The sequence below is a fragment of the Neisseria flavescens genome (assembly GCF_001618065.1).
Lineage (GTDB): Bacteria > Pseudomonadota > Gammaproteobacteria > Burkholderiales > Neisseriaceae > Neisseria > Neisseria flavescens_A.
Window position 1 is genome coordinate 24,544 of sequence record NZ_LAEI01000050.1, and the last position, 23,755, is coordinate 48,298.

The 23,755-nt window shown below is 49.5% G+C and carries 25 protein-coding genes, 2 tRNA genes and 1 riboswitch; of the genes, 18 read left to right on the forward strand and 9 right to left on the reverse strand.

Annotated features, from left to right (window positions below; all coding sequences use genetic code 11):
* The first annotated feature begins 3 nt into the window (after window positions 1–3).
* The 4 genes from TW89_RS08130 to TW89_RS08145 all read left to right on the forward strand — a co-directional run bounded on the left by TW89_RS08130 (window position 4) and on the right by TW89_RS08145 (window position 3,337).
* Window positions 4–438 (forward strand): ExbD/TolR family protein, encoded by a 435-nt coding sequence (locus TW89_RS08130; RefSeq protein ID WP_049328855.1) that lies wholly within the window; start codon window positions 4–6, stop codon window positions 436–438.
* 132 nt (window positions 439–570) lie between these two features.
* Entirely contained in the window at window positions 571–2,232 is a 1,662-nt protein-coding gene (locus tag TW89_RS08135; RefSeq protein WP_128581109.1) for an electron transfer flavoprotein-ubiquinone oxidoreductase, read from the forward strand.
* 84 nt (window positions 2,233–2,316) lie between these two features.
* A complete protein-coding gene (folP, locus tag TW89_RS08140; protein WP_128581110.1) occupies window positions 2,317–3,168 on the forward strand; it encodes a dihydropteroate synthase in 852 nt (283 codons plus the stop codon).
* Between the two features lie 93 nt (window positions 3,169–3,261).
* Window positions 3,262–3,337: transfer RNA gene (locus tag TW89_RS08145), tRNA-Ile, on the forward strand.
* A 598-nt stretch (window positions 3,338–3,935) separates the two neighbouring features.
* On the opposite strand, the gene TW89_RS08150 is transcribed toward TW89_RS08145, so the two are convergent.
* Entirely contained in the window at window positions 3,936–4,394 is a 459-nt protein-coding gene (locus TW89_RS08150) for an RrF2 family transcriptional regulator (protein WP_004518811.1), read from the reverse strand.
* A gap of 146 nt (window positions 4,395–4,540) precedes the next feature.
* Here TW89_RS08150 and TW89_RS08155 point away from each other — a divergent pair, with 146 nt between their 5' ends.
* Together TW89_RS08155 and TW89_RS08160 are read left to right on the forward strand one after the other, a co-directional pair.
* Window positions 4,541–4,921 carry a hemerythrin domain-containing protein gene (locus TW89_RS08155; protein WP_070712158.1) on the forward strand — a complete coding sequence of 127 codons (381 nt, stop codon included), beginning with the start codon at window positions 4,541–4,543 and terminating at the stop codon, window positions 4,919–4,921.
* Between the two features lie 86 nt (window positions 4,922–5,007).
* Window positions 5,008–6,165 (forward strand): NnrS family protein, encoded by a 1,158-nt coding sequence (locus TW89_RS08160; protein WP_128581111.1) that lies wholly within the window; start codon window positions 5,008–5,010, stop codon window positions 6,163–6,165.
* A 103-nt stretch (window positions 6,166–6,268) separates the two neighbouring features.
* Here TW89_RS08160 and TW89_RS08165 read toward each other — a convergent pair.
* From TW89_RS08165 to ispB, 3 genes are all read right to left on the reverse strand, one after another.
* Window positions 6,269–6,343: transfer RNA gene (locus tag TW89_RS08165), tRNA-Arg, on the reverse strand.
* An 18-nt stretch (window positions 6,344–6,361) separates the two neighbouring features.
* Entirely contained in the window at window positions 6,362–6,808 is a 447-nt protein-coding gene (locus tag TW89_RS08170; RefSeq protein WP_128581112.1) for a DUF441 domain-containing protein, read from the reverse strand.
* Between the two features lie 4 nt (window positions 6,809–6,812).
* Window positions 6,813–7,787, reverse strand: coding sequence for an octaprenyl diphosphate synthase (ispB, locus tag TW89_RS08175; protein ID WP_128581113.1), 975 nt, complete (start codon window positions 7,785–7,787; stop codon window positions 6,813–6,815).
* Between the two features lie 263 nt (window positions 7,788–8,050).
* Here ispB and rplU point away from each other — a divergent pair, with 263 nt between their 5' ends.
* From rplU to ubiM, 3 genes are all read left to right on the forward strand, one after another.
* Complete coding sequence (gene rplU / locus TW89_RS08180; RefSeq protein ID WP_002216394.1) at window positions 8,051–8,359, forward strand: 50S ribosomal protein L21; 309 nt, start codon at window positions 8,051–8,053, stop codon at window positions 8,357–8,359.
* 27 nt (window positions 8,360–8,386) lie between these two features.
* A complete protein-coding gene (gene rpmA, locus TW89_RS08185) occupies window positions 8,387–8,659 on the forward strand; it encodes a 50S ribosomal protein L27 (protein ID WP_002212328.1) in 273 nt (90 codons plus the stop codon).
* Window positions 8,660–8,938: 279 nt separating this feature from the next.
* Window positions 8,939–10,123: a 5-demethoxyubiquinol-8 5-hydroxylase UbiM gene (gene ubiM, locus TW89_RS08190; protein WP_003680095.1), complete on the forward strand. Its 1,185-nt coding sequence runs from the start codon at window positions 8,939–8,941 to the stop codon at window positions 10,121–10,123.
* 67 nt (window positions 10,124–10,190) lie between these two features.
* Here the strand turns inward: ubiM and TW89_RS08195 are convergent, their stop codons facing one another.
* Window positions 10,191–10,868: a 7-cyano-7-deazaguanine/7-aminomethyl-7-deazaguanine transporter gene (locus tag TW89_RS08195; protein ID WP_128581114.1), complete on the reverse strand. Its 678-nt coding sequence runs from the start codon at window positions 10,866–10,868 to the stop codon at window positions 10,191–10,193.
* 101 nt (window positions 10,869–10,969) lie between these two features.
* A complete protein-coding gene (gene queF, locus TW89_RS08200; RefSeq protein ID WP_003748427.1) occupies window positions 10,970–11,443 on the reverse strand; it encodes a preQ(1) synthase in 474 nt (157 codons plus the stop codon).
* A 3-nt stretch (window positions 11,444–11,446) separates the two neighbouring features.
* A riboswitch (PreQ1 riboswitch) is annotated at window positions 11,447–11,491 on the reverse strand.
* A gap of 148 nt (window positions 11,492–11,639) precedes the next feature.
* On the opposite strand from queF, the gene rfaQ reads away from it, so the two are divergent.
* Entirely contained in the window at window positions 11,640–12,722 is a 1,083-nt protein-coding gene (gene rfaQ / locus TW89_RS08205) for a putative lipopolysaccharide heptosyltransferase III (protein WP_128581115.1), read from the forward strand.
* Window positions 12,723–12,728: 6 nt separating this feature from the next.
* Here the strand turns inward: rfaQ and TW89_RS08210 are convergent, their stop codons facing one another.
* Window positions 12,729–13,709: a hypothetical protein gene (locus tag TW89_RS08210; RefSeq protein ID WP_128581116.1), complete on the reverse strand. Its 981-nt coding sequence runs from the start codon at window positions 13,707–13,709 to the stop codon at window positions 12,729–12,731.
* 363 nt (window positions 13,710–14,072) lie between these two features.
* Between TW89_RS08210 and TW89_RS08215 the strand changes: the two genes are divergently transcribed.
* Both TW89_RS08215 and pncB read left to right on the forward strand, forming a co-directional pair.
* Complete coding sequence (locus TW89_RS08215; RefSeq protein ID WP_128581117.1) at window positions 14,073–15,368, forward strand: M23 family metallopeptidase; 1,296 nt, start codon at window positions 14,073–14,075, stop codon at window positions 15,366–15,368.
* A gap of 94 nt (window positions 15,369–15,462) precedes the next feature.
* Window positions 15,463–16,683, forward strand: a complete 1,221-nt coding sequence (gene pncB / locus TW89_RS08220) for a nicotinate phosphoribosyltransferase (protein WP_070712162.1) — start codon at window positions 15,463–15,465, stop codon at window positions 16,681–16,683.
* Between the two features lie 39 nt (window positions 16,684–16,722).
* On the opposite strand, the gene mtgA is transcribed toward pncB, so the two are convergent.
* Both mtgA and aroE read right to left on the reverse strand, forming a co-directional pair.
* Window positions 16,723–17,424 (reverse strand): monofunctional biosynthetic peptidoglycan transglycosylase, encoded by a 702-nt coding sequence (gene mtgA / locus TW89_RS08225; protein ID WP_128581118.1) that lies wholly within the window; start codon window positions 17,422–17,424, stop codon window positions 16,723–16,725.
* A 2-nt stretch (window positions 17,425–17,426) separates the two neighbouring features.
* Window positions 17,427–18,236: a shikimate dehydrogenase gene (aroE, locus tag TW89_RS08230; RefSeq protein WP_070712163.1), complete on the reverse strand. Its 810-nt coding sequence runs from the start codon at window positions 18,234–18,236 to the stop codon at window positions 17,427–17,429.
* A gap of 194 nt (window positions 18,237–18,430) precedes the next feature.
* Here aroE and TW89_RS08240 point away from each other — a divergent pair, with 194 nt between their 5' ends.
* The 6 genes from TW89_RS08240 (at window position 18,431) to TW89_RS08265 (ending at window position 23,708) form a co-directional block, all read left to right on the forward strand.
* Window positions 18,431–18,817: a surface-adhesin E family protein gene (locus TW89_RS08240; protein WP_128581119.1), complete on the forward strand. Its 387-nt coding sequence runs from the start codon at window positions 18,431–18,433 to the stop codon at window positions 18,815–18,817.
* A gap of 238 nt (window positions 18,818–19,055) precedes the next feature.
* Window positions 19,056–20,474: a type I glutamate--ammonia ligase gene (glnA, locus tag TW89_RS08245; RefSeq protein WP_070712164.1), complete on the forward strand. Its 1,419-nt coding sequence runs from the start codon at window positions 19,056–19,058 to the stop codon at window positions 20,472–20,474.
* A gap of 375 nt (window positions 20,475–20,849) precedes the next feature.
* Window positions 20,850–21,500: a site-2 protease family protein gene (locus TW89_RS08250; RefSeq protein WP_049344477.1), complete on the forward strand. Its 651-nt coding sequence runs from the start codon at window positions 20,850–20,852 to the stop codon at window positions 21,498–21,500.
* Window positions 21,501–21,631: 131 nt separating this feature from the next.
* Window positions 21,632–22,636: a tRNA dihydrouridine synthase DusB gene (gene dusB / locus TW89_RS08255; protein WP_128581120.1), complete on the forward strand. Its 1,005-nt coding sequence runs from the start codon at window positions 21,632–21,634 to the stop codon at window positions 22,634–22,636.
* A gap of 54 nt (window positions 22,637–22,690) precedes the next feature.
* Window positions 22,691–22,930: a Fis family transcriptional regulator gene (locus TW89_RS08260; RefSeq protein WP_003684241.1), complete on the forward strand. Its 240-nt coding sequence runs from the start codon at window positions 22,691–22,693 to the stop codon at window positions 22,928–22,930.
* Window positions 22,931–22,973: 43 nt separating this feature from the next.
* On the forward strand, window positions 22,974–23,708 hold the full coding sequence (locus TW89_RS08265; RefSeq protein WP_070625043.1) for a glutamine amidotransferase-related protein: 735 nt from the start codon (window positions 22,974–22,976) through the stop codon (window positions 23,706–23,708).
* The last annotated feature ends 47 nt before the right edge of the window (window positions 23,709–23,755 follow it).

Here is a 23,755-nt window from a genome sequence, read left to right on the forward strand (position 1 = left end):
ACCATGGCTTTCGGATCAATGAATTCCGGCGATGATGCGCCGATGTCGGATATCAACGTTACGCCTTTGGTGGACGTGATGCTGGTGTTGCTGATTGTATTTATGATTACCATGCCGGTGCTAACCCACTCGATTCCTTTGGAGTTGCCGACTGCTTCGGAAAAAGCGGCGAAAGAGGATAAGCAGCCTAAAGATCCTTTGCGTTTGAGCATTGATGCCAGTGGTGCTTATATCGTTGGCGGCGATTCCGATACCAAAGTGGATTTGGCAACGGTAACTGCCAAGCTGAAAGAAGCCAAAGCGAAAAACGAAGATGTGATTGTGGCGATTGCGGCGGATAAAGCGGTTGAATACGATTATGTCAACCAAGCCCTGCAAGCGGCGCGCGAAGCCGGCATCAGTAAAATCGGTTTTGTAACGGAAACCAAAGCGCAATAATCTTTTGAATACAGTAAAGGCCGTCTGAAATTTGAGTAAAGTTTCAGCCGGCCTTTTGTTGTATTTGGTAACTATATGTCCAGGCTGTATAATTAGCGGATTAAATTTAATAACGACAATACAGGAACCGCCATGACAGAAACCATCGAACGCGACAGTATGCAATACGATGTCGTGATTGTCGGCGCAGGCCCGTCGGGTTTGTCCGCCGCCATCAAACTCAAGCAGCTTGCCGAAAAGAATGGACGCGAAATCAGCGTTTGTGTGGTGGAGAAGGGTTCAGAGGCCGGTGCGCACTCGCTGGCCGGTGCCATCATCGATCCGATTTCTTTGAATGAGCTGATTCCTGATTGGAAAGAAAAAGGCGCGCCGCTGACGCGTACAGTGACGAAGGACAGGGTTTTGTTCCTGACCGAGAAAAAAGCCTTCAACTTGCCGGTTACCCCGAATTTCGACAACCATGCGAACTATATTGCCAGCTTGGGCGAAGTCGTGCGCTGGCTGGCGGAGCAGGCGGAAAATTTGGGTGTGGAAATCTATCCGGGCTTTGCCGCTGCCGAAGTGTTGTATCACGAAGACGGTTCGGTCAAAGGCATTGCGACCGGCAATATGGGCGTGGGCAAAGACGGCGAACCGACCGATTCATTCCAGCCCGGCATGGAGCTTTGGGCGCAGCAAACCATATTTGCCGAAGGCTGTCGCGGTTCACTTTCCAAGCAAGTTATTGAAAAATTTAAGCTCGACCAAAACAGCGAACCGCAAACTTACGGCTTGGGCATTAAAGAAATTTGGGAAGTGCCGTCTGAAAAACATCAACCCGGTTTGGTCATGCACAGCGCAGGCTGGCCGTTGGACAGTAAAACCTATGGCGGCTCGTTTATTTATCACTTTGACGAAAATAAAGTCGCTGTCGGCTTTGTGGTCGGTTTGGATTATCAAAACCCTTATCTGTCGCCGTTTGAAGAGTTCCAACGTTTCAAAACCCATCCTGAAATTCGCAAAACCTTCGAAGGCGGCCGCCGCATTGCTTATGGCGCGCGTTCGCTGATTGAAGGCGGTTTGCAAAGCCTGCCGAAGCTCTCGTTCAAAGGCGGCGTTTTAATCGGCGATGCCGCAGGTTTCCTCAATATGCCGCGCATCAAAGGCATTCATACGGCCATGAAATCCGCCATGCTTGCCGCAGAAGCCGTGTTTCCTATGTTGGAAAATCTCGAAGAAGTGGAAAGCTTTGACAGCGGCAAAGAAGCGGCCGATTATCAGCAACGCTTTGAACAAAGCTGGCTGTATCAAGAGCTTTACGCCGCGCGCAATGTCCGTCCGTCATTCAAATGGGGCGTTTACCTCGGCTCAATCTATACCGGTATCGACCAAATGATTTTCAGAGGCAAAGCCCCGTGGACTTTGAAACATCACGGCAAAGACAACGAGCAGCTCAAAAAAGCAGCCGAATGCAAGCCGATTGATTATCCGAAACCCGACGGCGTGTTGACCTTCGACCGTTTGAGCAGCGTTTTTCTTGCCAACCTTGCGCACGAAGAAAACCAGCCCGACCATTTGGTACTGAAAAATCCGCAGGTCATGATAGACGTAAACTACAAAGAATACGCCTCGCCCGAAACCCGCTATTGTCCGGCCGGCGTGTATGAAATCGTCGAAGAAAACGGCAGTCCGCGTATGCAAATCAACGCCGCCAACTGCGTTCACTGCAAAACGTGCGACATCAAAGACCCGACGCAAAACATCACTTGGATTTGTCCTGAAGGCGCGAGCGGACCGAATTACGGCGGAATGTAATTTACTGTTTTAAAGTCAAAACCTAAAGGCCGTCTGAAAAGTTCAAGACGGCCTCTATCCTATTATTTCATCAATGGAAGCATTATGAACACGCACATTTGGCAGGCAGGCCGATTTGAAATCGCCTTAGACAAACCGAAAATCATGGGCATCGTCAATCTGACCCCCGATTCATTTTCCGATGGCGGCACCTATTCGCAAAATGTCCAAATAGCATTGGCACATGCCGAGCAGTTGCTGAAAGACGGTGCGGATATTCTCGATATCGGCGGCGAATCTATGCGCCCGGGTTCGGATGGTGTTTCTCTCGAAGAAGAATGGGCCAGGGTGCAGCCGGTTTTGGAGGAAGTGGCCAAGTGGAATGTTCCCGTCAGTTTGGACACGCGCCACACGGCAATCATGGAAAAAGCCTTGGCACAAGGTGGTGTCGATATTATCAACGATGTTGCCGCATTGAGAGATGAAGGCGCAGTCGCATTACTGGCGCAACAGCCGACGACAGGCGTGTGTCTCATGCACATGCAGGGTTTGCCCAAAACCATGCAGCTTAATCCGCAATATCAAGATGTCGTCGAAGAAGTCGCGCGTTATTTAAAAGCACGCGCGGCAGAATGCGTTCAAGCAGGCATTGCCCCCGAGCGCATTACGCTCGACCCCGGCTTCTGTTTCGGCAAAAACCTGCAACACAATATTACCTTGATACAACATTTGCCTGAATTGATGGACGCAACCGGATTCCCCCTTCTGATCGGCATATCGCGCAAAAGTATGATTGGTGAGCTGACAGGCGAACAAGATGCCGCCAAACGTGTACACGGCAGCGTCGCAGCCGCTTTGGCCACTGTCGCCCGAGGTGCGCAAATCATCCGTGTTCACGATGTCAAAGCAACGGCTGATGCTTTGAAAGTTTGGGAAGCATTGGGCGTATCGGCATAATGCCCGAATAGAAAACCAACAAGCCGTCTGAAACATTTGCCCGGCATCTTGAACAAGCAACAAGTTATGCTATAATCCGCTTCTACTCTTGACGGGTCTGTAGCTCAGGGGTTAGAGCAGGGGACTCATAATCCCTTGGTCGTGGGTTCGAAACCCACCGGACCCACCAAATATTAAAAATGCCCGAGGCTTTTGGCTTCGGGCATTTTTGTATTCATTGGTTTGCGAAAGATTGGAATATAATGTCGACAATAGCAATTCGGTTATGTCGTCCAATATATTTTTTAGGGAAAATTCTTTTTAAAAAAGAAGGAGTAGTTTGGTGGAGTTATTGCCTTTATTTTCTGGTTTTGTTTAGTATTTTTGTATTTTATTGCAATTATCATTAATCTAGTAATGCTATATAAAATAATTAAATCAGAAGGATGGATATAGGTTTTTTTGAATATCTATTTACTCATAGAAGTATGGAATTAAAATTTTACAAGATACTGTTTGAATAACAAAAATATCTAATAATTTTATTTGAAAATATTAAGAATAAATTTTACGGTTGCGATGATTATTCTTATTTTATGTTTTTCTATTGTCTTATATTCGACATATTTAGCATAAAAATTAACCTATCGAATGAAAGTCAGCTATTTAAGCTGTAGAGTGTTTTATAAAAAAATGCCGTCTGCAAATCTTTATTTCAGACGGCATTTTTTATTTTTTAAGTAATACTATTTCAGTATGGCTGGATTGTTTTCAGACGGCCTGAAGATTTAGTCGGCCGTTCCGCGTATTTCGTTGATCGGGATACGCGGGGTATAGAGTATGTCGTAGGTTGGTTTGTCCAAAAGATCTTGCAGGGAGTATTGATCTAAATGGTTGAAGAAGGCTTTGATGGCGCCGGTAATGATGCCGGTCAGTCGGCAAGAAGGGGTGATGAGGCATTCGTTGTTGTCGCCCATGCATTCGACAACCTGCATCGGCTCAAGATGGCGTACAACTGCACCGATATTGATGTTTTCAGGATTGTCTGCCAAGCGTAAACCGCCGCCTTTGCCGCGCACACTGACCAGAAAACCGCCTTTGACTAATGAGGTAACTACTTTCATCAAATGGCTTTTGGAAATATTGTAAGTCTCGGCAATGGTGCCGATATTGACGAGGGTGTCATCATTGATGGCGGTATAAACCAATACGCGCAATCCGTAATCGGTATGTTGGGTCAGATACATGGCTGGCTCTTTAGATATTTTTATTATATGTCAAAAGGGTAGTGTTTGGTAAAGGGCTGTTTGACTTTATGTGGGGTTGGGTTTCATAATATCTGAAACATTTAAATTAATCCAGTTTGACAGACTATTGCCATTATAACGAACTTATGAAACCCTTGAAACGCCATCCTGCATTAATAGAACTTTCCCGTGAGCACCATGGCTCGCTGTCGTTGTGCGTCCGTCTCCTGCGTACGCCGGAGCAAAGCCATCAAGCAGAGCTGGATCCTCATTTTGCGGAGCTTGAGCCACATTTTTTGGAAGAGGAAACCATGTTTGCGCCGTATTGGGATAAAGTTGATCCGGCGTTGAGGCAGCGTTTTGAAGGCGATCATGCCAAGTTGCGTGCGATGATGGCTCATCCTGAATATGTGAATGAATCATGGAATAAGGATTTTGCGGTAACTTTGCGCGATCATGCGCGTTTTGAGGAGCGCGAGCTTTTTCCTGCGATTGAACCTTTTTTGCCTTTGCCTGAGAATGTGTAATAGGGCAGGGAATCGATGGCCGTCTGAAAAGTTTCAGACGGCCTCTGTTGCTGTTTTATGATGATATAAAAATTGAAGGAACCACCATGAACGATTTGTTCAAACATCCTGTATGGGCAATGGCCTTCCGCCCGTTTTACTCGTTGGCGGCTTTGTATGGCGCATTGTCTATATTGCTTTGGGGCTTTGGCTATCAGGGTACGCCTGAATTGCCGGGTTTGTATTGGCATGCCCATGAAATGATTTGGGGCTACGCCGGATTGGTTGTCATTGCATTCTTGCTGACGGCCGTGGCAACTTGGACTGGCCAGCCGCCCACGCGCGGTAAGGCGTTGGCAGGTTTGACCGCATTTTGGCTGCTTGCGCGTTTGTGTGCGTTTATTCCCGGCTGGGGTGCAACGGCAAGCGGTATATTCGGCACGATCTTTTTCTGGTATGGCGCGGTATGCATGGCTTTGCCGGTAATCCGTTCTCAAAACAAGCGTAACTATGTTGCCGTATTTGCTATTTTTGTTTTGGGCGGTACCCATTTCGCGTTCCATATGAAAATGCAGCCGTTTGATGCCATCGCGCTGATGACCGGTCTGCAATCCGGTTTGATTATGGTGGCCGGTTTTATCGGTTTGATCGGTATGCGGATTATCTCGTTCTTTACGTCCAAACGTTTGAACGTACCGCAAATTCCCAGCCCTCAGTGGGTAGCGCACGCATCGCTTTGGTTGCCAATGCTGACTGCCATGATGATGGCTCATAACATATTGCCGAAATTGGCTGCTTTGTTCTCTATTGCTGCCGGTGTGATTTTTACCGTGCAGGTGTACCGCTGGTGGTATAAAGCCGTACTGAAAGAGCCTATGCTTTGGATTTTGTTTGCCGGCTATCTGTTTACAGGCTTGGGTTTGATTGCGGTCGGTATTTCTTATTGGATTCCAAGCTTCTTGAATCTTGGCGTACACCTTATCGGCGTTGGCGGTATCGGCGTGTTGACTTTGGGCATGATGGCACGAACTGCGCTTGGCCATACCGGCAACTCTATTTATCCGCCGCCTAAAGTGGTTCCTGTCGCCTTTTGGCTGATGATTGCCGCAACGGTTATCCGTGTTTTGGCTACCTTTGTGAGCGGTACGGCATACACGCACAGTATCCGTTGTTCCGCCGCTTTGTTTGCCGTGTCTCTGCTGTTGTACGCATGGAAATATATTCCTTGGCTGATCCGTCCGCGTTCGGATGGCCGTCCGGGTTAACGGTTTGGCAAAATGAAAAGGCCGTCTGAAAAGTTTCAGACGGCCTTTATTTATTGATAATAAAAAAAGCCTTTCAAAGTATGAAAGGCTTTTATTGAAATAGTGGCCTCGCCAACAGGAATCGAACCTGTATTTTACGCTTAGGAGGCATACGTTCTATCCGTTGAACTATGGCGAGGCGTTAAAGGAGGGGATTTTAAACCTTTCCGGCAACAAAAGACAATAAGCCGGCGGCAATCAAAGGGCCGACCGGAATACCGCCGACAAAGGCAACGCCGATGACTGTGCCGATTAATAATCCGGTTACCAAAACAGGCTGTTCGCTCATCAATGGAACGCCACGTCCGGCAAGCCAAGCGACGAAGATGCCGATAAGGACGGCGGCAATCATTTTGAAATTGAGAAACTCGGACAGCGGCGGAATCTGTATTTTGCCGGAAACCAGTGGACTCAATACGCCGATGGTCAGCAGGATGATGCCCAGATGCAAACCGTGTTTTTCCACGAAGGGAATGTATTGCGACAAAGCGGTTTGTTGCATCAACAATAAGACGGCCGCCGAAATCGTAATTGAGTTGTTGTTGCTGACAACGCCCAAAAAAATCAGTGTAACCAGAAACAAAGGGACAAAGCTGAAATTCATCGGATTAAGATACTCGGGCCAAGGATTCTTTTGCCAGTTGGATCATGGCATCTTTGACTTCGCTGTCAAGTAACACGTCCAATGAAGCGATGGCTTTGTCGACGGCTTTTTTCGCTTCGGAAATCGAATACGGCAAAGCATCGGAGTTGACGACATAGTCGTGGATTTTTTCAAAATAGCTGCGGTCGGCATTTTCCAAGGCGTGGCGCACATCGTTTGCTGCCTGCTCGGAACCGTTTCGCATCAGGTAAATCAATGGCAGGGTAGGTTTGCCTTCGGCCAAATCGTCGCCGACGTTTTTGCCGATTTCTTCGGTTTCGCCTGAATAGTCCAATACATCGTCAATGATTTGGAAAGCCGTACCGACGTACATGCCGTAGTCTTTCAAGGCTTGCTCGTGTTCGGGGGACGCCTTGCCCAAAATTGCGCCGACTTGAGCGGCCGCTTCAAACAGTTTGGCTGTTTTGTATTGGATAACTTGGACGTATTGCTCTTCGGTAATATCCGTATTGCCGATGTTCATCAGCTGCATGACTTCGCCTTCGGCGATGATGTTGGTCGCATCTGCCATCACTTCCAAAATACGCATGCTGCCCGAACCAACCATCAGTTGGAAGGCGCGTGTATATAGGAAGTCGCCGACCAAAACAGCCGCCGCGTTGCCGAAGAGGTTGTTTGCGGTTTTACGGCCACGGCGCAAATCGCTTTCATCGACGACATCGTCGTGCAGGAGGGTGGAGGTGTGGATGAATTCCACCATCGCTGCCAGCGAGTACAGTTTTTCATCGTCATGCCCGACTGCTTTGCCTGCCAAAATGGTAATAATCGGACGCAGGCGCTTACCGCCCGCGCTAATGATGTATGTGCCGATTTGCGAAATCAGCGCAACATCGGATTGAACAGCTTGGTTGATGACCGCATTAACTTTGGCAAGGTCATCGGGCAGGTGGCGTTGGAAGTAAGGCAGGTTTTCGAGCATAAAACATTCTCTGTTGATAAAACGGAGCGGGGGCTCCAATGAATCTGTTTAAACCCGTACATTCGGTCGGGGTAATAATGTTGCATAAAGATATCAGCAATCCAGCGCGTGATTATATCAGTTAAAAAGCATGCAACATATCTTTCAGACGGCCTTTTCACTTGTAAATAAAATAAATTTTGACAAAACAGGTAAATAGAAATAGAATAGCTCGTTTCGCACATGGTGTGCGGAATGTTAACCTAATTCTCATGGAGTTGAGTATGTACGCGGTCGTAAAAACCGGCGGTAAACAATACAAAGTTTCCGTTGGCGAAAAATTGAAAGTAGAACAGATACCAGCCGAACTCGACAGCCAAATCGAACTGACTGAAGTTTTGATGATTGCTGACGGCGAATCTGTAAAAGTAGGCGCACCTTTTATCGAAGGCGCAAAAGTAACAGCTAAAGTCGTTGCTCATGGTCGTGGCGAGAAAGTACGCATTTTCAAAATGCGTCGTCGCAAACACTACCAAAAACGCCAAGGCCATCGCCAAAATTTCACCCAAATCGAAATCGTGGCAATCGCCTAATTTCAAGTAAGTTCAGGAGTATTACAAATGGCAAGTAAAAAAGCAGGCGGTAGCACCCGCAACGGTCGCGATTCAGAAGCCAAACGCTTGGGCGTTAAAGCCTATGGCAACGAGCTGATTCCGGCAGGCTCTATCATCGTTCGTCAACGTGGTACTAAATTCCACGCAGGTGACAACGTAGGCATGGGCAAAGACCACACTTTGTTTGCTAAAGTCGACGGTTACGTTGAATTCAAAACCAAAGGCGCGCTGAACCGTAAAACTGTCAGCATCCGTCCTTACACCGGTTCTGAAGAATAATCGTTTTACGATTGAAAGCCGCATTCCCTTTTTGGAATGCGGTTTTGTTTTTGTTTATTTGACTGTTTATCCGTTTGATAAAATCTGTATGTCGTGAAGCTTGATTTATATTAAGGCCAAAGTAAAAACGTGCTTACAATCGATGGCCTTTGTTTTATTCTATCGACTCTTTCTATATAATCTATCAAATGCCTTTGATTTACCCTCATGTAGCTAAACACAGTAAACTTAAGGCCGTCTGAAAAAATCCGTATCAGTTGAATACAAGGAATTCCTCCCATGAGCTTACACAGTGATATTCTCGTCGTCGGCGCAGGCCCTGCCGGATTAAGTTTTGCCGCAGAGTTGGCCGGAAGCGGTTTGAACATAACCCTGATTGAAAGAAGTCCTTTAGAAGTGTTGCAAAATCCGCCGTATGATGGCCGTGAAATCGCATTGACGCACTTGTCGCGTGAAATCATGCAGCGATTGGGTATGTGGGATTTGATTCCAAAAGACGAAATTTATCCTTTGCGCGATGCCAAAGTGTTGAACGGCCATTCCGATTACCAGCTCCATTTCCCGCAACCGACTCAGGCGCGCGGCGAGCCTGCGGACTGCTTGGGCTATTTGATTTCCAATCACAATATCCGCAAAGCCGCTTATGAAGTTGTGTCCAAATTGGACAACGTCAAAATTCTGACCGGCACCAATGTTAAAGAAGTCAAAACTTCTGATGATGAGGCGCAAGTCATTTTGGAAAGCGGAGAAGTATTGACCGGCCGTCTGTTGTTGGCCGCCGATAGCCGCTTCTCGCAAACGCGCCGTCAACTGGGCATTTCTTCCGATATGCACGATTACAGCCGTACCATGTTTGTGTGCCGCATGAAGCATACCCTGTCCAACCTGCATACCGCATATGAATGCTTCCACTACGGCCGCACCATTGCGTTGCTGCCTTTGGAAGAGCATTTGACCAATACAGTGATTACGGTGGACAGCGATAAAGCCGAAACGATTAAAAACATGTCGCCGGAAGAATTGGCAGCCAGTGTGAAAGAGCAGCTTAAAGGCCGTTTGGGCGATATGGAATTGGTCAGCACCATTCACAATTATCCTTTGGTCGGCATGATTGCCCAACGTTTCTACGGCAAACGCAGCGCGTTGATCGGCGATGCCGCAGTCGGTATGCATCCGGTTACTGCGCACGGTTTCAACTTGGGTTTGGCAAGTGCCGATCTTTTGGCTAAATTGGTTCTCGAAGCCGAGCAACGCGGTCAAGATATTGGTGCGAAGAGCCTGCTGGAAAAATACAGCACCAAGCATATGCTCCACGCCCATCCGATTTACCACGGCACCAATATGTTGCTGAAACTCTTTACCAATGAAACTGCTCCGGCGAAACTGCTGCGCGGTTTGGTATTGCGTGCAAGCAATAACTTCCCGCCGCTGAAAAAACTGATTACCAAACAATTGACCGGTTAATTGTTTAAAACATAAAAGGCCGTCTGAACGCTTAAAGTTTCAGACGGCCTTGTTTTTTATCTGCTGCTTATTTGGCTAAAACCGATTCGGGCATTTCTTGACGGACGTTTAAGGAAGTCAGTTTTTTGGTCAAGATGCTCAATACGATGCCGTATGCAGGCAGGAAGAAGAGTGTGCAGATGGCGAGTTTGAACAGATAATCGACAAAGGCGATGCCCTGCCAGTTTGCCGCCATAAATTCATCGTTGCTCGCATAAAAGGCAACGGCGAAAAACACCAGCGTGTCCAACGCGTTGCCGACCACGGTGGAAGCAGTAGGGGCAACCCACCATGATTTCAGACGGCGTAATCTGTTGAACACGAAAATATCGAGGATTTGCCCGAGCGCATAGGCGGAAAAACTGGCCAATGCGATACGGCCGACGAAGGTGTTAAATTCGGTTAAAGATGCCCAGCCTGTCCAGTTGCCGTCATGAAAGAGGACGGAGAAGACGTAAGAGAGCAGCAGGGCGGGGAGCATCACCCAAAAAATAATCCGTCTAGCCAACGGCGCGCCGAAAATGCGCACGGTCAGGTCGGTAGCGAGGAAGATAAAGGGGAAGGAAAATGCGCCCCAAGTGGTAAAAATACCGAAAATTTGAAAGGGGAACTGTACCAGATAGTTGCTGGCGGCAATAATAAAAATATGGAAAAGCACCAGCCAGAAGAGCGCTTTCTTCTGCTGTGCGGCAGTAAATTCGTACATGGAAATCTTTCGGAAGTTTTTTCAGACGGCATGAAGCCTTGCAAGACTGTGCAATAGAGAAAGTCTTGCAATGAAAAGGGCGTTAGGCCGTCTGAACGGGATTATTGTGCATCGTGCTCAAACAGGCGTTTGCGTGCCAAAGCTTCAAACTCTGTGCCTGCTTTGCCGTAGTTGGCAAACGGATGAATGGCGATGCCGCCGCGCGGTGTGAATTCGCCGAATACTTCGATGTATTTCGGATCCATCAGGGCGATGAGGTCTTTCATAATGATGTTGACGCAGTCTTCGTGGAAGTCGCCGTGGTTGCGGAAGCTGAAGAGATAGAGTTTCAGGGATTTGCTTTCCACCATTTTGATATGGGGGATGTAGCGGATGTAGATGGTGGCAAAGTCGGGCTGGCCGGTCATCGGGCAGAGGCTGGTGAACTCGGGGCAGACGAATTTGACGAAATAGTCGTTGTCGGGATGTTTGTTGTCGAACGCTTCCAAAATTTCAGGCGCGTATTCGCTCGGGTATTGGGTTTTCTGGTTGCCCAAAAGGGAGATGCCTTGCAGCTCTTCGTTGTTGCGGGACATGAGGTTTCCTTAGTTTTTTAATGTGGGAGGTTTTCGAACCACGGGGTGCGAATTGTAATATAAATTGCATGACTTGTGCGGATTTTATAGCGATGAATCAGCAGGATAGCTTTCAGACGGCCTGTTTTGTATTTTATGAAACCTGTTTTCCGCTTTACAATAGCAACCAATCAACAGGCCGTCTGAAAGTATTTGTATGTCTTTAGCCCAACCCAAACGTATTCTGATCATCAAATTGCGCCATCATGGAGATGTGCTTTTGAGCACGCCGGTGGTCGATGCGCTGAAAACTCGTTTCCCCGATTGCGAAATCGATATGCTGGTATACGCCGGTACGGAGCAGCTGATTGCCGATAATCCGCAGATTGCGCAGATTTTTACCATTGATCGAAATTGGAAGAAGCTGGGCGTATTCAAGCAGTTGGCGTGTGAGAAAAACCTTTTGTCTAAGCTGAAGGCACGCGATTACGACTGGGCTTTCAATCTGTCCGATCAATGGCGCGCGGCGGTAATTGCCAAACTGTGCGCCCGTTGCAGCGTGGGTTTGGACTGCATCAAGCGCGACGGTTTTTGGTGGCGTTTCTGTCATGATTTTATCAACCATGAGCTGGATACCAGCCATCATATCGTTGAAAACCAATTGAATATCCTTGCGCCGCTTATCCAGCCGGAAGACGTGGCCGATGCGAAAGTACGCCTTTGGGTGGCACAAGATGCAAGGGAAAGCATGCGGCAGAAATTGCGTGAGCAGGGTTGGGGCGGCGAAGATTATGTGTTGCTGCACCCGGGAGCGCGTTGGCATTTCAAATGTTGGGAAGACGGCAAGAATGCCGCCATCGTACAGCTTCTGCTCAACAGCGGGCAGAATGTCGTATTGACTGCTTCTCCCGACACTGTCGAGCAATACATGCTTCAGGAAATTATAGGCCGTCTGAATATTCCAGAGGGCAGAAAAGTATATGTGTTGTCCGGATGCTTGAGCCTGCGTGAATTGGCGGCGGCCATTGAGGGCGCCAAACTGTTTGTCGGTGTCGATTCCGCACCGATGCACATCGCCGCAGCTTTGGATAAACCGCAAATCGCTTTGTTTGGCGCGTCATGGGTGGATAAATGGCGTCCGTATTCCGAGCAGGCGGAAGTCATTTATGCCGGCGATTATGCCGAACTGCCTCACCCAGACAGTATCGATACCAACGATCCGACACGTCTGTTGAAAGCGATTCCTTTGCAGGATGTGTGGGATAAAATTTCAGCCAAATTGGAGGCGTTGGAGGCTTAAAACCGCTTACCACGATCCGTTAAACGTTTTAGCTTTGCGCCAAAATGCCCATTTGGAACGGCGGCCGATTTCCAGCGTGCCGCCGTTTTCGCCATCTGTAGCAATGCATACGGTTTTCAGACGGCCTGAAGCGAGTGCGTCCCATAAAGGCGCAAACCAACGGGTTTCCCAGCTTTCCAAAATATCTTTGTATGCCCAAACATCGCCTGTTTGTAAGGTGGAAACCAAGTCGTCCAAAAAGATAAGGCCGTCTGAAACAGTATTTCCTGTTTCTTGAACCATCTCAAACCAAGCCTTCAAATCATACGGCGCATCGAGTTTGGGCGTATCCGAAAAATGCGCCCATGCGCTGTCTGAGGCGACAATATCCGCAGACTGTGTACCGTCCGCATCATTCCACAGCCACAAACCGTTGATTTCCGGCAATCCTTGTTGTTCACGCGCTTGGTTAATTGGATGCGTGTGGAGAAACATTTGGATTTCCGTCTGCATGGCCAACCAAGACACCGCATCTTTGCCATGTGCCTGACCGTCCATTTCCGGCTGCCCGCATACATCCAAAACACATTCCGCGCCCCAATTTTCTATCGTCGGCATACTGAGCAGCCACATGCTTTCGCAAAGCGGCTCGAATTGCCAATCTTTATCTTGATAAAACGCCGACAAATCCGCACATAACCGTTGAGCCTCTTCTTTTTGGATGCCGATAAACTCGCCGCCGATAATGTTGACATGGTGCATGCCCATCTGTTGCCAAACGGGAGAGGCAAAAGCGGCCGCTCGTTTTTGGCTTGTGTGGCGTAAACGTTGCACTTGGGTAATGAGGCTGCCGTTCCACAAATGGCGTCCGTAAAATTCAGACGGCCTGAGTGTTTCTTTGCGTAATGTGCCGTAACGCAAAAGACGGTTAAAAGCAGGTAAGGCAAGCGCAGGCACGGATTCGTCGGCAAAACGGTTGAGCGAGGGAAGGGCGAGGGTCAGCTTCATAAGCGCAAATGGATAGAAAAACCGTTATTTTACGCGACAAATGATGCGTTTCGAAACCTTGCCCTCATGTACTTAAAAAGAGCCGTTCAGACGGCCGGTTTGGAAAAAACGGGCTGTCATGTTAAAATGCGTGGCGTAAATTTCAGAAAAACAGGGTGTAAATCAACACAATAGCCCTGATAATAACGTCAATCTCAAACACGACCTCATTCATTCCGAATGAAAACCTGATTTTCAGATCGGAAAAAAGACTCCAAGTCCTTTATCCCCAAAACTGTTTAAACCAGCAGGCGGTCGCGGCAGGCCGGATGTGCCGGCATTCTGCAAACCTCAAAAAACAGACCGCCCCATTAAGGATAACGCGTGATTAAAAACAAATATTCCACTCGATTCAAAGCAACCCTCTTAGCGTTTCTGCTGCCGGCTTCAGGCATCATGACCGCATACGCCATTACCGACCCTCAACCAGCACAAACCGATTTCAAAGTCGAGCGTATTTCCGAAGAGCTACCTGCCGTTTATGTGGAAACCAATACCTATCAATCCAGCTATTGGGCGCAAGAAGCCGTCCAAGCCGGCGACTCTTTGGCAGACGTTTTGACGCGCATGGGTGTCAACCAAGAAGACATCAAGCAAATCATGGCGAAAAACAATGCCAACCTCGACATGAAAAACCTGCGGACCAACCAATCCGTCAACATCCGCATCGATTCTTCAGGCCAAGTGACCGACGTTCAATTCTTTACCGATGAAGAATTAGAACGCAACTTGGTGGCTTTGGAAAAAGTCAAAGGTAAATGGCGCATCTCCAATGCCGAAATCGACATGAAAACCATGCCGACCCTGCGCTCCGTGCAAATCCGCACTTCCGCCATCGGCGATATGCTCCGTGCCGAAATCCCTTCCGAAGTGTATATCCAGCTCAAAGAAATCTTTGCCGACTCATTCAATATGAGCGATTTGAAAGAAGGCGATACCGTGCGTCTTTTGTACAACAGCATGTATTTCCGCGGCCAGCAAATGGCGGTCGGCGATATTTTGGCGGCTGAAGTGGTTAAAGACGGCAAAACCTACCAAGCCTATTATTACAGCCAAGGCAAAGGTGACGAAGAAAGCGGTAGCTACTACGACCAAAACGGTAAGTCCCTGCAACAAAAAGCAGGCTTTAATACCGAGCCTGTTGCGTACACGCGCATTTCTTCCCCATTCGGCTACCGTGTCCACCCGGTTCTGCATACCGTCCGTATGCACACCGGTATAGACTATGCCGCGCCGACCGGTACGCCGATTAAGGCCGCTGCCGACGGCGAAGTGATTTTCAAAGGTTGGAAAGGCGGCTACGGTAACACCGTGATGATTCGCCATGCCAACGGTGTGGAAACCCTGTACGGCCACATGAGCGCGTTCAGCCCTGCCGATGGCAGAGTCCGCGCCGGCGAAGTGATTGGTTTTGTCGGTACAACCGGCCGTTCGACCGGTCCGCACCTGCACTACGAAGCACGTGTCAACGGCCAGCCGGTCAACCCGACTACCGTCGCCCTGCCGACGCCGAAATTGACCCCGACCAATATGGCCGCGTTCCGCAAACAGCAAAAAGATGCCAGCACGATGTTGTCTACCATCCGCTCTTTGCCGGTTTCCGTAGCGCAGCTGGATTAAATTAAGATAAAGGCCGTCTGAATAAGGTTTCTTTCAGACGGCCTTTTCCATTAAAATCGATACCTCAACGCCCACGTTTACTCAGAGAAAGCTTATGTCTGCTCATCAGCCCATTATCCAATCCCTGCTTGATACCGACCTGTACAAATTCACCATGCTGCAAGTCGTGTTGCACCAGTTCCCGCAAACCCACAGCCTCTACGAATTCCGCTGTCGCAACAAAGAGATGGTGTATCCGCTGGCCGATATTCAAGAAGACTTGGAACGCGAACTCGACGCCCTGTGTCAGCTGCGCTTTACGCATGACGAACTCGACTACTTGCGCAGTCTGCGCTTTATCAAAAGCGACTTTGTCGATTATCTCGAACTTTTCCAACTCCAACGCCGCTTTGTCCAAGTCAGCCCTGACGATCAAGGCCGTCTGAACATCCGCATCGAAGGCCCGATGATACAGGCGATGTTCTTCGAGATTTTCATTCTTGCCATCGTCAACGAACTCTATTTCCGCCGCTTGGAAACGCCTGCCGTCATCGAAGAAGGCGAGCGCCGTTTGCAGGCCAAAGCGCAACAGCTGAAAGAAATTGCGGCCACTCAAAATCCGAATGATCCGCCGTTCCTTATTTCCGATTTCGGTACACGCCGCCGCTACACCCTCGCATGGCAGGAACACGTTATCCGCACCTTGCTGGAAGCTGCTCCCGACATCGTGCGCGGTACCAGCAACGTTTATCTGGCCAAAAAACTCGGCATCACACCCATCGGCACCATGGCGCATGAGTTTCTCCAAGCCTTCCAAGCCTTGGACGTACGTTTGCGCAATTTCCAAAAAGCCGCGCTGGAAAGCTGGGTACATGAATACCGCGGCGACCTTGGCATCGCCCTGACCGATGTGGTCGGCATGGATGCCTTCTTGCGCGATTTTGACCTTTACTTCGCCAAACTCTTCGACGGCCTGCGCCACGACAGCGGCGATCCTTATGTTTGGGGCGACAAAGCCTACGAGCATTACAAAAAACTCAAAATCGACAGCCGCACCAAAATGCTGACCTTTTCAGACGGCCTCGATATTGAGCGTTCATGGGCGTTGCACCAATACTTCAAAGACCGTTTCAAAACCAGTTTCGGTATCGGTACCAACCTGACCAACGACTTGGGACACACGCCTTTGAACATTGTTTTGAAGCTTGTCGAGTGTAATGGCCAATCCGTCGCCAAGCTCTCCGACTCCCCGGGCAAAACCATGACCACCAATAACACCTTCCTCGCTTACCTGCGCCAAGTGTTTGACGTACCAGAGCCGGAAGAGAAAGCCTAAAAACAAAGGCCGTCTGAAATGTTCAGACGGCCTTTTTAATTAATCCATATCGCTTTCGGGTAATTCTGCCGAACCCATGCGGCGCAGGATGATATTGGTTTTGTTGTGCATCCGTTTGCTCTTAGGGTGGTCTGCGTAAAACAGCGGAGCCGGAACGCGCGCCGTGAGCTTGGCGGCTTGTTGGCGGGTGAGGGCGGAGGCAGGTTTCTTGTAGAAATACTGGGACGCAGCTTCTGCGCCGAATACGCCGTAGTGCCATTCGATTGAGTTCAGATACAGCTCGAAAATTCGGTCTTTGTCGGTAACGGCTTCCATCATCGCCGTAATCGCCGCTTCTTCGCCTTTGCGTAGGTAGCTGCGGCTTTCGTTGAGAAATAGGTTTTTCGCCAGTTGCTGGCTGATGGTCGAGCCGCCGGCTTTGACTTCGCCGCTTTGCTTATTGCGTTTCATGGCGTATTTGATGCCGTTCCAGTCAAAGCCGCTGTGTTCGGCAAAGTTGGCGTCTTCGGAGGCAATCAGGGCTTTTTTGAGGTTGACGGAAATTTGGTCGTAAGGCACCCAACGGTAATCCAGCTCGACATCGCGGCCTTCTTTTGCAAACTGGCTCATGCGCATGGACATGAAGGTGGTTTTGCTGGGCGCGACGGCGCGGTAGGTAATGATGTTGCCGTACACATAAGCGTTGAAGAAAATGAAGATACCGATGGGCAGGGCAATCAGCCATTTAATGATGCGGAACATGGTTACAGGGCTTTCATGTATTCGATAACGGGGCGGATATCGGGCGTAAATCCGCGCCAAATATGGTAAGAGGCGGCAGCCTGACCGACCAGCATGCCCAGGCCGTCTGAAACTTCGGCCGCGCCGTTACTTTGGGCAAAGTTCAAAAACGCCTGCGCCGCTTTGCCGTAAACCATATCGTAGGCAAGGCGGCAGTTGCGGAAAATTTCAGGATTGACGGCAGGAAGCTGACCGCTCAAGCCGCCGGACGTGCCGTTGATGATGATATCGAAACCGCCGTTCAAATCCGCCATCGGGACGGCTTCAATGCCGAAAAGCCGCACCAATTCCTCGGCCTTGGCATGGGTACGGTTGGCAATGACGATACGGGCAGGGCGGTGTTCTTTCAAAACCGGAATCACGCCACGCACCGCGCCGCCCGCGCCCAAAAGTAAAATGGTTTTGCCTTCGATGGCAATATTTTTGACCTGCGTGATGTCGTTGGCCAAACCGATACCGTCGGTATTGTCGCCGCGTATTCTGCCGTCTTCCAACCACACCAGCGTATTGACCGCGCCGGCAGCCAAAGCGCGGTCGGAATGTTCGTCCGCCAGCGCAAAAGCTTCCTGCTTGAACGGGACGGTTACATTCGCACCTTGCCCGCCCTCGGCACGAAACGCCGCAACAGCCTCGGCAAAACCGCTGATTTCGGCACAAATGCGCTCATATTCGATGGCCGCACCTTCTTGCAGCGCAAACTGCTGATGGATTTGCGGCGATTTACTGTGTGCAACGGGATTGCCGAAAACGGCGTAACGCGGGAGGGTAGTCATGGTCGTGTTCCAAAAGACGGGACGGCTATTTTATAACGGCGGCGTACAGATGGAAACGATGTCGTCTGAAACGGTTGTCAGGTAGCATGATGGAATATTTGTTTCTTGAAAAAAAGTCGTTTTCTTTTTACAATTTAACTTTATTTTTTTACAATTTAACTTTGATTTTGTTGACAAGGACGAAAGGGGCGGACATGAAAAAGGTGTTGTGCTTGGCAGTATTTGCATTAGGGTTGGCAACGCCGGCGGTGGCGGCGGATTGGGTGTGGTTAGGTAATGACAGTAACAATACTGCCGTGTTTGGTGATGCAGACAGCCGTACGGACAATAGTGCATGGGTTGAAATGAGGTATGCCAAGCCGAAAAAGCATAGCAATGGAAAATTTTATAATACAGATAAAGGGTTGGAAGAAATAGATTGCAGTGGTAAACGTCGTAGGTCTTTGACGGTAACGTGGTATTCCAAATCGGGAAACCCTATCGGCTCTGATACACGATCCTATGCCGAATGGGATTATGTTATTCCCGGTACGCTTGGAGAGAGTATGTACAAATTTGTCTGCAACCACGATCCTCGTTGACCATTTTCAAATCAAACAACAGATGCCGTCTGAACTGCTTTCAGACGGCATCTGTTTTGTCGGCATTCGGACAAAAGAGCGGGCATTCCGCTTTTGAACAGATAAACCAAAGCATATTGTTGACAATCTTGCCGTCTGAAACTATATTTCATTGCGTAAAAACGGGGGCCCTGATGTATTTCAGACGGCCTTACCGTGGTAGAATAACAACTTAAACCCATTCCCTCAGGAGCTGAAGATGTCCATCAAAGACGCTGTAAAACTGATTGAAGAAAGCGAAGCCCGCTTCGTAGATTTGCGCTTTACCGATACCAAAGGCAAGCAGCACCACTTTACCATCCCCGCCCGCATCGTCCTCGACGATCCCGAAGAATGGTTTGAAAACGGTCAAGCGTTTGACGGTTCGTCCATCGGCGGTTGGAAAGGTATTCAGGCTTCCGATATGCAGTTGCGTCCCGATGCGTCTACGGCCTTCGTTGATCCTTTCTACGACGATACCACCGTTGTCTTTACCTGCGACGTTATCGACCCGGCCGACGGCCAAGGCTATGACCGCGACCCCCGCTCTATCGCACGCCGCGCCGAAGCCTATTTGAAATCTTCCGGTATCGGAGACACCGCCTATTTCGGCCCCGAGCCTGAATTCTTCGTTTTTGACGGCGTAGAATTTGAAACCGATATGCACAAAACCCGTTACGAAATCACTTCCGAAAGCGGCGCATGGTCAAGCGGCCTGCACATGGACGGTCAAAACACCGGCCACCGCCCGACCGTCAAAGGCGGTTACGCACCTGTTGCGCCGATTGACTGCGGTCAAGACCTGCGTTCTGCCATGGTGAACATTTTGGAAGAACTCGGCATCGAAGTGGAAGTGCATCACAGTGAAGTCGGTACCGGCAGCCAAATGGAAATCGGCACCCGTTTCGCCACTTTGGTTAAACGCGCCGACCAAACCCAAGACATGAAATACGTGATTCAAAACGTTGCCCACAACTTCGGCAAAACTGCCACCTTCATGCCTAAACCCATCATGGGCGACAACGGCAGCGGTATGCACGTTCACCAATCCATTTGGAAAGACGGTCAAAACCTGTTCTCAGGCGACGGCTATGCCGGTTTGTCCGATACCGCCCTTTATTACATCGGCGGCATCATCAAACACGCCAAAGCCCTGAACGCGATTACCAATCCGTCCACCAACTCTTACAAACGCCTCGTGCCGCACTTTGAAGCGCCAACCAAACTGGCTTATTCCGCCAAAAACCGTTCCGCTTCCATCCGTATTCCGTCTGTGAACAGCAGTAAGGCACGCCGCATCGAAGCGCGTTTCCCTGATCCGACCGCCAACCCATACTTGGCGTTTGCCGCTTTGTTGATGGCCGGTTTGGACGGTATTCAAAACAAAATCCATCCGGGCGACCCTGCCGATAAAAACCTGTACGACCTGCCTCCGGAAGAAGATGCATTGGTGCCAACCGTTTGCGCTTCTTTGGAAGAAGCACTGGCCGCCCTCAAAGCCGACCACGAATTCCTCCTGCGCGGCGGCGTGTTCAGCAAAGACTGGATCGACAGCTACATCACCTTTAAAGAGGAGGATGTCCGCCGCATCCGCATGGCACCTCATCCGCTGGAATTTGAAATGTATTACAGCCTGTAAAACAGCTGAAACATTTTAAATAGGAAATCAAAGGCCGTCTGAAACTGGATTTGAAGTTTCAGACGGCCTTTAGGCTTGAAATAAATGGGGTGCTCGAATTGGGTATGATAGCGAGAAGCAATGAATCATGCTGTTTGAAAACCTTTATGGAATTAGTACTGCGTGTTAAATTTCAGCATGACAGGCCTTTTATTAAAGATATTCGCCATTACTTTATAGTGAACCAGTCTTCAAACTAAATCCGCAAGGTAAAGGCATTACTTGGGAAGAGCTGAAAGAGTCTTTCGATTCGGATAAGACAGAAGAAGATTAAAGCCTCAGGCCGTCTGAAAGGATATTTTCTGTTTTCAGACGGCATGTTTGATAAGGAAAACCATGTTTGCAAATTTTGATTTAGGCGTATTTCTGCTGGCAGTATTGCCCGTGTTGTTGGCCATTACCGTGCGCGAAGTGGCACGCGGTTATACGGCGCGGTATTGGGGCGACCATACCGGCGAGCAGTTTGGGCGTTTGACCCTCAATCCGCTGCCGCACATCGATCCTGTCGGTACGATTGTCGTGCCGTTGGTGTGTCTGATGATAGGCAGTTTTTTGTTTGGTTGGGCGCGTCCTATGCCCATTGATTCGCGCAATTTCCGTGATCCGCGCCGCGCGTGGCGTTGGGTGTCGATTTCGGGGCCGATAGCCAATCTGATTTTGGCGTTCTTTTGGGGCTTTGTCGTCGTACTTGCTGCGTATGTGCCTGAGTCTTATCAAGCGCCCTTGGCGCAGATGGCCGGTTACGGCGTGATGGTGAACTCGATTTGGGTCGCATTCAGCCTGATTCCGATTTTGCCTTGGGACGGCGGTATTTTTATCGATACCTTTCTCAATGCCAAACAGTCCATGCAGTTCCGTAAAATCGAGCCATACGGCACATGGATTATCCTGATCCTGTTGTTTACCGGCCTGCTGGCCAAACTGATTTGGCCGATTATCGCCATGATTCAGGCCGCAGTGCAGATGGTGGTTATGCTGTTTATTTAAATGTTGTGGCTGAAAAGGCCGTCTGAAACTCAGTTTCAGACGGCCTTTTTCATTGTGCAACATGTAAATACGATTGGAAAAGTTGCTTAAAAATTGTACAATTTCAGCCCTTTCAATTTGGCGCACACATCATGCACATCGGCGGCTATTTCATTGACAACCCCATCGCACTTGCCCCTATGGCAGGCATTACGGACAAACCGTTCCGCCGGATTTGCCGCGAGTTTGGCGCAGGGTGGGCGGTATGCGAAATGCTGACCAGCGATCCGAGCTTGCGCCATACCAAAAAAACCTTGCGCCGCAGCGATTTTGAAGGCGAGGGCGGAGTTGTAGCCGTGCAGATTGCAGGCAGCGATCCGCAACAGATGGCGGAAGCTGCGCGTTACAACGTCGGCCTGGGCGCGCAGGTGATTGACATCAATATGGGCTGCCCGGCCAAAAAAGTCTGCAATGTGCAGGCAGGCAGCGCATTGATGCAAAACGAGCCTTTGGTTGCCGCAATCTTGGAAGCCGTTGTCAACGCGGTGGACGTACCCGTTACCCTCAAAACCCGTCTAGGCTGGCACGATGAACATCAAAACTTGCCGACCATCGCCAAAATCGCCGAAGAATCAGGCATCGCAGCCCTTGCCATCCATGGCCGCACACGCACGCAGATGTACAAAGGCGAGGCGCGTTACGAACTGATTGCCGAAACCAAAGGCCGTCTGAACATCCCCGTTTGGGTCAACGGCGATATCACTTCGCCGCAAAAAGCCGCCACCGTCCTCAAGCAAACCGCTGCCGACGGCATCATGATAGGGCGCGGCGCACAAGGCAGGCCGTGGCTTTTCCGTGATTTAAAACATTACGCCGAACACGGCGTTTTGCCGCCGGCCTTAAGCTTGGCAGAATGCAACGCCACCATTTTGAACCACATCCGCGCCATGCATGAATTTTATGGCGAAGTGGCCGGCGTACGCATCGCCCGTAAACACATAGGCTGGTACATTGACGAAATGCCCGACGGCGAACAAACACGCCGAGACATCAACCGCTTGGACAGCGCCGCAGCACAATACGATACCCTTGCCGCCTATCTTGAGATACTTTCAGAAAAAGCCGATCGTTGGGTATGCCATTATCGGGAAGGCTGAAGAGTTTCAGACGGCCTCATCATTTAAAAACAAATCTAAAGAAAGACAATCACGATGAATCAAACGACGACTGACATTGCGCAATGTATTGAACAAAACTTACGACAATACTTCAAAGACTTGGATGGTACGGAACCTTGCGGCGTGTATGATATGGTATTGCATCAAGTGGAAAAGCCGATGCTTGCCTGCGTGATGGAGCAATGCGGCGGCAACCAGTCTAAAGCGGCGGTCATTTTGGGTTTGAACCGCAATACCCTGCGTAAAAAATTACAACAGCACGGTATGCTGTAATACGGCAGGGCAATCCGTCCTGACGGTCGAAGGAGAAATAACAATGCAAAATCCGAATAAATTAAATATCCATTTCATCTTGCACGAGGCATTTGAAGTGCCGGGAGCATATTTGAAATGGGCACAATGGCGCGGACATAACATCAGTACAACCAAAGTGTACGAAAGGGAAACCCTGCCTGACAATGTGGACGATATAGATTTTTTGATTGTGATGGGCGGGCCGCAATCGCCTGATGAAGACAGGCAGGCATTCCCGTATTACGACCCCGAATCCGAGCTGCGCCTGATGCGTCAGGCGATGGCGGCGGATAAATATATTGTCGGCGTGTGTTTGGGTGCGCAGCTTTTATCCGTTGCCTACGGCGCGCGCCACACACGCAGCCCTGAGCGTGAAATCGGCATTTATCCGATTGAGCTGACGGCGGAAGGTTTGGCGGATGCCCATGTTTCCCTGTTGGGCAAAACCCTGAATACCGGCCATTGGCACGGCGATATGCCCGGTTTGACGGATAAGGCGGTTGTGTTGGCGACCAGCAAAGGCTGTCCGCGCCAGATTATCCGTTTTGCGCCCAAACATTATGCCTTCCAGGCCCATTTGGAGTTTGACCGCGAAGCCGTCGGGCTGCTGATTGCGGCGGACGGACGCGAAAATGTGGCCGAACAAAGCCAAGCCCAAACTTATGTTCAGCATCCGGATAAAATCGAAGCGGCGGATTTCAGTGAAATGAATGCCAAACTCTTCGACTTTTTGGATTCGCTGACGCAGACAAAATAAAAAAGGCTAACCCTCCAGGCCGTCTGAATAATAAATATAGAGAAGAA

Excerpts from the sequence above, each read along its gene's own strand:
- ubiM (WP_003680095.1), top strand. The coding sequence starts at position 8,939 with ATGAGCTTACACAGTGATATTCTCGTCGTCGGCGCAGGCCCTGCCGGA.
- queF (WP_003748427.1), bottom strand. The coding sequence starts at position 11,443 with ATGTCCCGCAACAACGAAGAGCTGCAAGGCATCTCCCTTTTGGGCAAC.
- TW89_RS08130 (WP_049328855.1), top strand. The coding sequence starts at position 4 with ATGGCTTTCGGATCAATGAATTCCGGCGATGATGCGCCGATGTCGGAT.
- TW89_RS08250 (WP_049344477.1), top strand. The coding sequence starts at position 20,850 with ATGTTTGCAAATTTTGATTTAGGCGTATTTCTGCTGGCAGTATTGCCC.
- folP (WP_128581110.1), top strand. The coding sequence starts at position 2,317 with ATGAACACGCACATTTGGCAGGCAGGCCGATTTGAAATCGCCTTAGAC.
- pncB (WP_070712162.1), top strand. The coding sequence starts at position 15,463 with ATGTCTGCTCATCAGCCCATTATCCAATCCCTGCTTGATACCGACCTG.
- TW89_RS08135 (WP_128581109.1), top strand. The coding sequence starts at position 571 with ATGACAGAAACCATCGAACGCGACAGTATGCAATACGATGTCGTGATT.
- rplU (WP_002216394.1), top strand. The coding sequence starts at position 8,051 with ATGTACGCGGTCGTAAAAACCGGCGGTAAACAATACAAAGTTTCCGTT.
- mtgA (WP_128581118.1), bottom strand. The coding sequence starts at position 17,424 with ATGTTCCGCATCATTAAATGGCTGATTGCCCTGCCCATCGGTATCTTC.
- TW89_RS08150 (WP_004518811.1), bottom strand. The coding sequence starts at position 4,394 with ATGTATCTGACCCAACATACCGATTACGGATTGCGCGTATTGGTTTAT.
- dusB (WP_128581120.1), top strand. The coding sequence starts at position 21,632 with ATGCACATCGGCGGCTATTTCATTGACAACCCCATCGCACTTGCCCCT.
- TW89_RS08160 (WP_128581111.1), top strand. The coding sequence starts at position 5,008 with ATGAACGATTTGTTCAAACATCCTGTATGGGCAATGGCCTTCCGCCCG.
- TW89_RS08265 (WP_070625043.1), top strand. The coding sequence starts at position 22,974 with ATGCAAAATCCGAATAAATTAAATATCCATTTCATCTTGCACGAGGCA.
- TW89_RS08210 (WP_128581116.1), bottom strand. The coding sequence starts at position 13,709 with ATGAAGCTGACCCTCGCCCTTCCCTCGCTCAACCGTTTTGCCGACGAA.
- ispB (WP_128581113.1), bottom strand. The coding sequence starts at position 7,787 with ATGCTCGAAAACCTGCCTTACTTCCAACGCCACCTGCCCGATGACCTT.
- TW89_RS08195 (WP_128581114.1), bottom strand. The coding sequence starts at position 10,868 with ATGTACGAATTTACTGCCGCACAGCAGAAGAAAGCGCTCTTCTGGCTG.
- glnA (WP_070712164.1), top strand. The coding sequence starts at position 19,056 with ATGTCCATCAAAGACGCTGTAAAACTGATTGAAGAAAGCGAAGCCCGC.
- rfaQ (WP_128581115.1), top strand. The coding sequence starts at position 11,640 with ATGTCTTTAGCCCAACCCAAACGTATTCTGATCATCAAATTGCGCCAT.
- TW89_RS08170 (WP_128581112.1), bottom strand. The coding sequence starts at position 6,808 with ATGAATTTCAGCTTTGTCCCTTTGTTTCTGGTTACACTGATTTTTTTG.
- aroE (WP_070712163.1), bottom strand. The coding sequence starts at position 18,236 with ATGACTACCCTCCCGCGTTACGCCGTTTTCGGCAATCCCGTTGCACAC.
- rpmA (WP_002212328.1), top strand. The coding sequence starts at position 8,387 with ATGGCAAGTAAAAAAGCAGGCGGTAGCACCCGCAACGGTCGCGATTCA.
- TW89_RS08155 (WP_070712158.1), top strand. The coding sequence starts at position 4,541 with ATGAAACCCTTGAAACGCCATCCTGCATTAATAGAACTTTCCCGTGAG.
- TW89_RS08240 (WP_128581119.1), top strand. The coding sequence starts at position 18,431 with ATGAAAAAGGTGTTGTGCTTGGCAGTATTTGCATTAGGGTTGGCAACG.
- TW89_RS08260 (WP_003684241.1), top strand. The coding sequence starts at position 22,691 with ATGAATCAAACGACGACTGACATTGCGCAATGTATTGAACAAAACTTA.